Annotated in this window: 6 protein-coding genes; 4 read left to right on the top strand and 2 right to left on the bottom strand. The window is 68.8% G+C overall.

Annotation, left to right across the window (positions count from 1 at the left end):
* The coding region (locus tag VG869_12535; GenBank protein ID HEV3452018.1) for a hypothetical protein at positions 1 to 287 on the bottom strand (287 nt) is incomplete at its 3' end.
* A gap of 281 nt (positions 288 to 568) precedes the next feature.
* Between VG869_12535 and VG869_12530 the strand changes: the two genes are divergently transcribed.
* A complete protein-coding gene (locus VG869_12530; protein HEV3452017.1) occupies positions 569 to 1,498 on the top strand; it encodes a polysaccharide deacetylase family protein in 930 nt (309 codons plus the stop codon).
* Between the two features lie 79 nt (positions 1,499 to 1,577).
* Here VG869_12530 and VG869_12525 read toward each other — a convergent pair whose 3' ends face one another.
* A complete protein-coding gene (locus tag VG869_12525) occupies positions 1,578 to 2,723 on the bottom strand; it encodes a hypothetical protein (GenBank protein HEV3452016.1) in 1,146 nt (381 codons plus the stop codon).
* A 291-nt stretch (positions 2,724 to 3,014) separates the two neighbouring features.
* On the opposite strand from VG869_12525, the gene VG869_12520 reads away from it, so the two are divergent.
* From VG869_12520 to VG869_12510, 3 genes are all read left to right on the top strand, one after another.
* A complete protein-coding gene (locus tag VG869_12520) occupies positions 3,015 to 4,070 on the top strand; it encodes a TauD/TfdA family dioxygenase (protein ID HEV3452015.1) in 1,056 nt (351 codons plus the stop codon).
* Positions 4,071 to 4,256: 186 nt separating this feature from the next.
* Positions 4,257 to 5,501, top strand: coding sequence for a hypothetical protein (locus VG869_12515; protein HEV3452014.1), 1,245 nt, complete (start codon positions 4,257 to 4,259; stop codon positions 5,499 to 5,501).
* A gap of 14 nt (positions 5,502 to 5,515) precedes the next feature.
* On the top strand, positions 5,516 to 5,946 hold a 431-nt coding region (locus VG869_12510; GenBank protein ID HEV3452013.1), incomplete at its 3' end, for an Ldh family oxidoreductase.

The following is a 5,946-nucleotide window of genomic DNA, read 5'->3' as shown; positions in this document are numbered from 1 at the left end:
GGAACCGTGTAGATCGGGATGCTGTACGAATCGTTGTTGATGCCGACCCCGTTGGCCGCGGCCGCGTTGAAGTTCGCCACCAGCGCAGGGGAGTTCGGGTCAGGCGCCGGAGATGCGCCGAGCGCTCGGTACCAGAAGCTGGTCGAACTGAACGGCGTGCCCGCCGCTTGCGTCGGCGCCTGTGGCGCCGGCGGGTTCGCCGGCGGCGACGACGGTGAGAACACCGGCTGTGAACAGCCCACGCCCAAGACGATCGCGGCCCCCGCCATGACCAGCCGACCACGCATCGCGTCCTCCTCCGCAGAGTCGGCTACGGGATCGGCAGTCGGCCAAGGTGGGTTGAGGCCTTTTCGGTCGATCGACCCGGAGCGGCACGGGGCGCGACCTCCACGGGCGGGACGGCCGCGATGGTTCCGGCGACGTTCGTCCGGCTCAGACCGGTCGGTGGCGGTGGCCAGCTGGTGACACTCGCGACGCGAGCCGCGTCGACGATGAGGGTGAACACGCCGCCGGGCGCTCGTGAACGTGCGCGGCCGGACGACGGTCTCGATGCCTAGTGTTGGGTGTGATGAGGCGCGACCTACTCATCCTCGGTTGGCACAACGTCGAGGGCACGTGGTGCTTCCCCTCCGAGCCTGGTCGGGGCCTCCGCGGGCTCGCGGCCCAGCTCCGCTGGGTTCGACGCCTGGGCAACGTCGTCGACCTGGGACAGGCGCTCGCCACGATCGCCGACGGTCGGACGTTGCCGCCGCGGTCGATCGCGTTGACCTTCGACGACGGGTATCGGGACAACCTGACGATGGCGGCGCCGCTGCTCCGCGAGCTGGAGCTGCCAGCGACCTTCTTCCTTGTCCCCGGCGTCCTTTCGGGGCTGACCGCCCCGTGGTGGGAAGCGCTGGCGTACGCGTTCGGGTCGACGAGGCAGTCGTCGCTCCAGTGGGGCGACGACGCCTGGTCCCTGGTCGGGACCGACGGGCGAATCGCGTACGACCGGTTGTCGAGCCGGCTCAAGCGTCTGGACCGACCGAGCCGCGACGCGGCGGTGGCCGAGATCATCGAGGCCCTGGAGCCCGAGGGCTCCATCGACATGGGCCAGCTGTTCCTCGACTGGGAGGGTGCGCGACAGCTCGTCGGGGAGGGCGTCGCCATCGGCTCGCACAGCCGCGACCACGCCATCCTGGCCAATGAGGCGCCCGAGGGTCAACGCGCCAACCTCACGGAAGCCCGTCGAGAGCTCGAGACCGAGCTGGGCATCCCGATTGACCTTCTCGCCTATCCCAACGGGAGCGCCGATGACTTCGACGCGGTCACGGAGGAGGCGGCGCGCGAGGCGGGTTACCGCTGCGGCGTGACGACGATCCCGGGATGGAACTCGGCCTCCACGTGCCCGTACCGGTTGCGGCGCTATGTGCTGTACCCAGAACGGGGACCGCGCGCGTTCAAGCCCGTTGCCACGGGTGCGGTCGCCAAGCGCCGCTCAGCGGCCGACGGAGCGTGAGCGGACAGAAGGCGCCGACCAGCGAGGATCGGGTCGGGGCCGCCCGTATTCCGTCGGCCGCACCGACGGAGCGCCGAACCTACGGCTCGAGGAGACGCTCGAGGATCGGAACCGCAATCGGCGTGGCTGCCTCGGCGTCAGCGACCAAGTAGTGATAGTGCAATCCGGTCGGACTGTTGACTTCGAGAATCGCACCGTCGTCGCCCTGGAGCGAGTCACTGGTTTCGCTCGCGACAAGGTCGACGCCGGCGAGACGGACGTGCGCGAGTCTCGTTGCACGCGCGGCATCTCGAATCAACCCCGCTGACAGGTTGGAGACGGTGGAGTTCTCGGCTCGGGCATTCTCGCTCACCGCCGTCTTCACTTGAATTCGGCGCCCGGGACCCGGCACGGTCTGCAGTGACAGGCCCGCGTGCTTGAGTGTGAGCATCATGTCGAAGTCGATCCGCAAGACGCGGAGCTCGTCGTGTTGGCTCGAGTCGATGCGGCGACGGTTCTCCAGCTGCACGAGTTCGCCCACGGTCGAGATCCCGTCACCAACGACCGATGGTGGGCGTCGCTCGACCGCATCGAGGAGCTCGCCGTCGAGGAACGTCAGGCGATATTCGGTGCCCGCCACCGTCTCCTCCACGACGACCTTATCGATCCAACGGCTGAGATCCATGCACACGCGCCACAGGTCATCGTCTGTCTGAACGCCACCGGTCACGCCGCCGCCTCCCGCGGTGCCGGATGCGGGCTTCACGACGCAGGGCTTCGCCTCCGAGAAGAACGGGAGGGCGAGCGCCGGATCGGACGCGTCGACCTCAGTACGCCGGGGGACGCGAAGGCCCGCCTCGCTCAAGAGGCGGTTCACCAGCACCTTGTCCCGGGAGAGCTCCATCCCGACGGCGTCGTTGAGGGTGACTCGATTTTGGCGAACGACGGTCTCGCGGCCGTTCTTGTGAATGAGCAGGAAGTCGTCGCCGAGATCCACCAGCCCGGCGCCGACGCGGCCTGCCGCATCGGTCCAGATGCGCCGGTACGTGATCCTGCGCGCCTCTTCCAGCCGGGGGACGGCGTCACGAAAGAACGCCCGTTGACGAAGGGTCGATCGCACGCCCCGGGCTCGAACCGCGTTCAGGCGAACGGCGGATGCGACACCAGGCCGTCGGGGACCGGCGCGGGCGAGCAGTCTCGTCGGCAGTGAGAGGTCGGCTTCCGGACGGCGACCGGCGTCCTTCACGCCGCGCCTCGGAGAACGCGGGAACCCGGGCCCCGGGGCGCACGACCGACCCGTCGATGAGGGGCGCGGGACGCACCAGCGACCGTCGAGCCGCTCGACAGCGCGACCCGGTGAGGCCGGACGCGCGGCCGCGGTCGGGTGGCGACGCGGGTTTTCCGTCGCTCGTCGGGGAAGAACTTGGTGCCTGCTATCTTTAAGCGGGGCATTCGAGAGGGTGAGGCTAGTCCGCGTCGTCGGAGCGGTTGCCGGGCGCGGCACTGGACCGGGACCGACCGTCGGGAGATCAGCGGCATGGCGGTGGACACGTCGAAGCTTCTCGAGCCGGTTACGGACGGCTCGGCGTGGACACGTGACGAGGTGTGCGAGGACCCGTCATGGGTCTTCGACGTGGACACCACGATGCGGGCCGAACTGGAGCAGGCCGTCAGCGCCGCCGGGAGCTCGGGTCGTCGACTCCAGGACCTCTCGAGCGCCGACGTTCCCCTTCCCTCGGCCGAGGATCTGATTCGGGCGGTCCTCGAGCAGCTCGAACACGGGCGGGGAATGGCGCTGGTGCGTGGCGTCCCCGTCGAAGGACGCGACCTCGACTCGTGCGAGCTGCTGTACGAGGTCCTCGCGGCGCACCTCGGGACCTCCATCGTGCAGGACACCAAGGGAACCCTCACCGACCATGTCGCCGACCGCGGGCTCAGCTACGACCAGATCTCCGTGCGCGGCTACACGACGAACGCACAACTCACACCGCACTGCGATTCCGGCGACGTCGTGGCGCTCCTGTGCATTCACCCCGCCAAGAGCGGAGGGGTGAACACCATCTCGAGCTCACTCGGGGTCTACAACGAGATCCTCCGTCATCATCCGGAGCTGCTCGAGTCCCTGTACGCCGGCGTCCACTACAACATCCGCGGCAACGGCCCTCCTGGCCCGTATCACGACGTCACCTCTCACCGCGTGCCGGTGTACTCGTACCATCGAGGGAGGCTCAGCTGTCGGTTCAACCAGAAGGCGATCCTGACCTCCGAGCAGGTTCCCGGGGCGCCTTCGCTGGGTGACGACGAGAAGCTCGCGGTGAACACGGTCGCCGAGCTGTCGATGGAGCCGCGATTCGGCGTCGACATCGAGCTGGGGCCGGGCGACCTCCTTCTCCTCTGCAACCACACCGTCTTTCACAATCGCACCAGCTTTGAGGACGGTGAGGAGCCCCACGAGAAGCGACTCCTGTTACGAAAGTGGATCAATGTGGTCAACGGGAGAGAGCTGACCTGGGAGTTCGGCGATCACTACAACACCGGTATCCGCGAGGGCCCCTTCGTCCCCGACGACTCCGATGACCTCGTCGGGTCCTGACTGGCGACCCGGACGTCGACGCCGTTCCGCCGTGTGGCCCCTCGCAGGCCCCGCGACGGGGACCCGATCAGGCGCACACCGGCGTTCCGCCCATGAGGATGGGTCAGCCACCAGGCCCGGGAACCTTCGGTCGGGGCGCGTCCGGCATTCGGCCGGCGCGGCGCTGCTGAGGGTGGAGCGGTCACCATGACGATGCGGCCCCAGCACCGCGATCCCGGGCTCGACACGACCACGCCGGTCCTGCTGCTCGGGGGCGCGGCCAACGCGCTGTCCCTCATGCGCAGCTTTGGTCGCCTCGGCATCCGGGTGGGCGCCATCATGCGGGCCAGGGCGGAGCTGCGGTCACGCTATTGCCGGAGCCCGGAGCGCATCCCGGACGCCGTCGACGCGCACCGCTACTACCGCGACCGGCTCTTGACGGCGGACCGCCTCCTCCCCGGAGCGGTGATCTTCGCCTGCGGGGACGACGCCGTCGAATTCGTCGCACAGAACCACGGTGCGCTCGGGGAGGCCGGCTACATCCTCGAGCGAAACGACCCGGAGCTGCGGCTCCTGCTCCTCGACAAGGCGCGCACACTCGAGCTCGCGCACGACGCCGGCCTGCCGACGCCGCGCTATTGGCTCGTGGACGGCGCCGACGACTGGGAGGGCACCGTCGCGGCGGCCGAGTATCCACTGATTCTGAAGCCACTCGACACGCATCGACACCACGCGAGGTTCGGTCATAAGTTCCGGGTCGCCGCCACCCGCGAGTCGCTGCTCCGACACCGCGACGCGCTCGCGGCCGAGGGCATGCCCTTCATGCTCTGCGAGCTCGTTCCGGGCCCGGATCGCAACCACGTCAGCTACTACACCTACCGGGACGAAGACGGGAACGAGCTGCTTCACTTCACCAAGCGGTGTCTGCGCCGTCGGCCCATGAACGAGGGCATCGGCACGTACCAGATCACGGAGAATCTGCCCGACGTCGAAGCGCTCGGGAAGCGATTCTTCGCCATGACGCGGTACACGGGATTCGGCAACCTCGAGCTCAAGCGAGACGAGCGCACCGGGGAGCTCAAGATCCTCGAGTGCAACACCCGCTTCACCGCGGTGCAGGAGCAGCTGCTCGCGAGCGGCGTCAACTCCGACATCATCGTGTATCGCGACCTGACCGGACAGCGCGCGGTCCCGACGTGCGGAGCCGAGCAGGACGTCGCGATCTGGTGGCCGTTCCGCGACGCCCAAGCCTTCGCCGTGGCGCGGGCCAGCACCCGAGAGACCTGGGGCGACTGGCGACGGTCGTTGTCGCACCGGCGAGTCGTCTTCCCGTACTTCCAGGCTTCCGATCCTGCGCCGTTCTTGTCGCTGATCGGCGGGCAGCTCGACCGCGCGGCCCGCAAGGTCGCCGGGAGCGTCGGCCGGCGAACCACACCGGGTGTCCGGCCGTGAGCCGCAGATACGCGGTGGCTGATCTGGTTGCCTTCACCGAGGGCGTCCTCCGCAATGAAGGGGCCGCGGCGGGCGAGGCACGGATCGTGGGCGAGGCGCTGGTGTGGAGCGACGCGATCGGACGCCCGAACCACGGCCTCTGGCGCCTGACCGCCTACGCGGAGCGGTTTCGCCGCGGCTTGATCCAGTCTCCGTGCCAGGCGACGTTCACACGGGTGGCACCCGCTCTGTTCGCGGTCGACGGTGGCAACGGCTTCGGGCACTACGTCGGGCACGTCGCGATGCAGCACGCGATGGAGGCCGCGTCCGAGGCCGGGATCGGTCTCGCGGCGGTGAGGAACAGCAACCACTTCGGCGCCGGTGCGTACTTCGTGGACCTTGCGGCGCGGAAGAAGATGATCGGCGTCGCCACGAGCAACTCGGTGGCGAAGCTCGCTCCGTACGG

It is taken from the genome of Acidimicrobiia bacterium (assembly GCA_035948415.1).
Taxonomy (GTDB): domain Bacteria; phylum Actinomycetota; class Acidimicrobiia; order IMCC26256; family PALSA-555; genus PALSA-555.
This window is presented reverse-complemented; position numbering and strand designations above follow the sequence as displayed.

Excerpts from the sequence above, each read along its gene's own strand:
- VG869_12515 (HEV3452014.1), top strand. The coding sequence starts at position 4,257 with ATGACGATGCGGCCCCAGCACCGCGATCCCGGGCTCGACACGACCACG.
- VG869_12520 (HEV3452015.1), top strand. The coding sequence starts at position 3,015 with ATGGCGGTGGACACGTCGAAGCTTCTCGAGCCGGTTACGGACGGCTCG.
- VG869_12530 (HEV3452017.1), top strand. The coding sequence starts at position 569 with ATGAGGCGCGACCTACTCATCCTCGGTTGGCACAACGTCGAGGGCACG.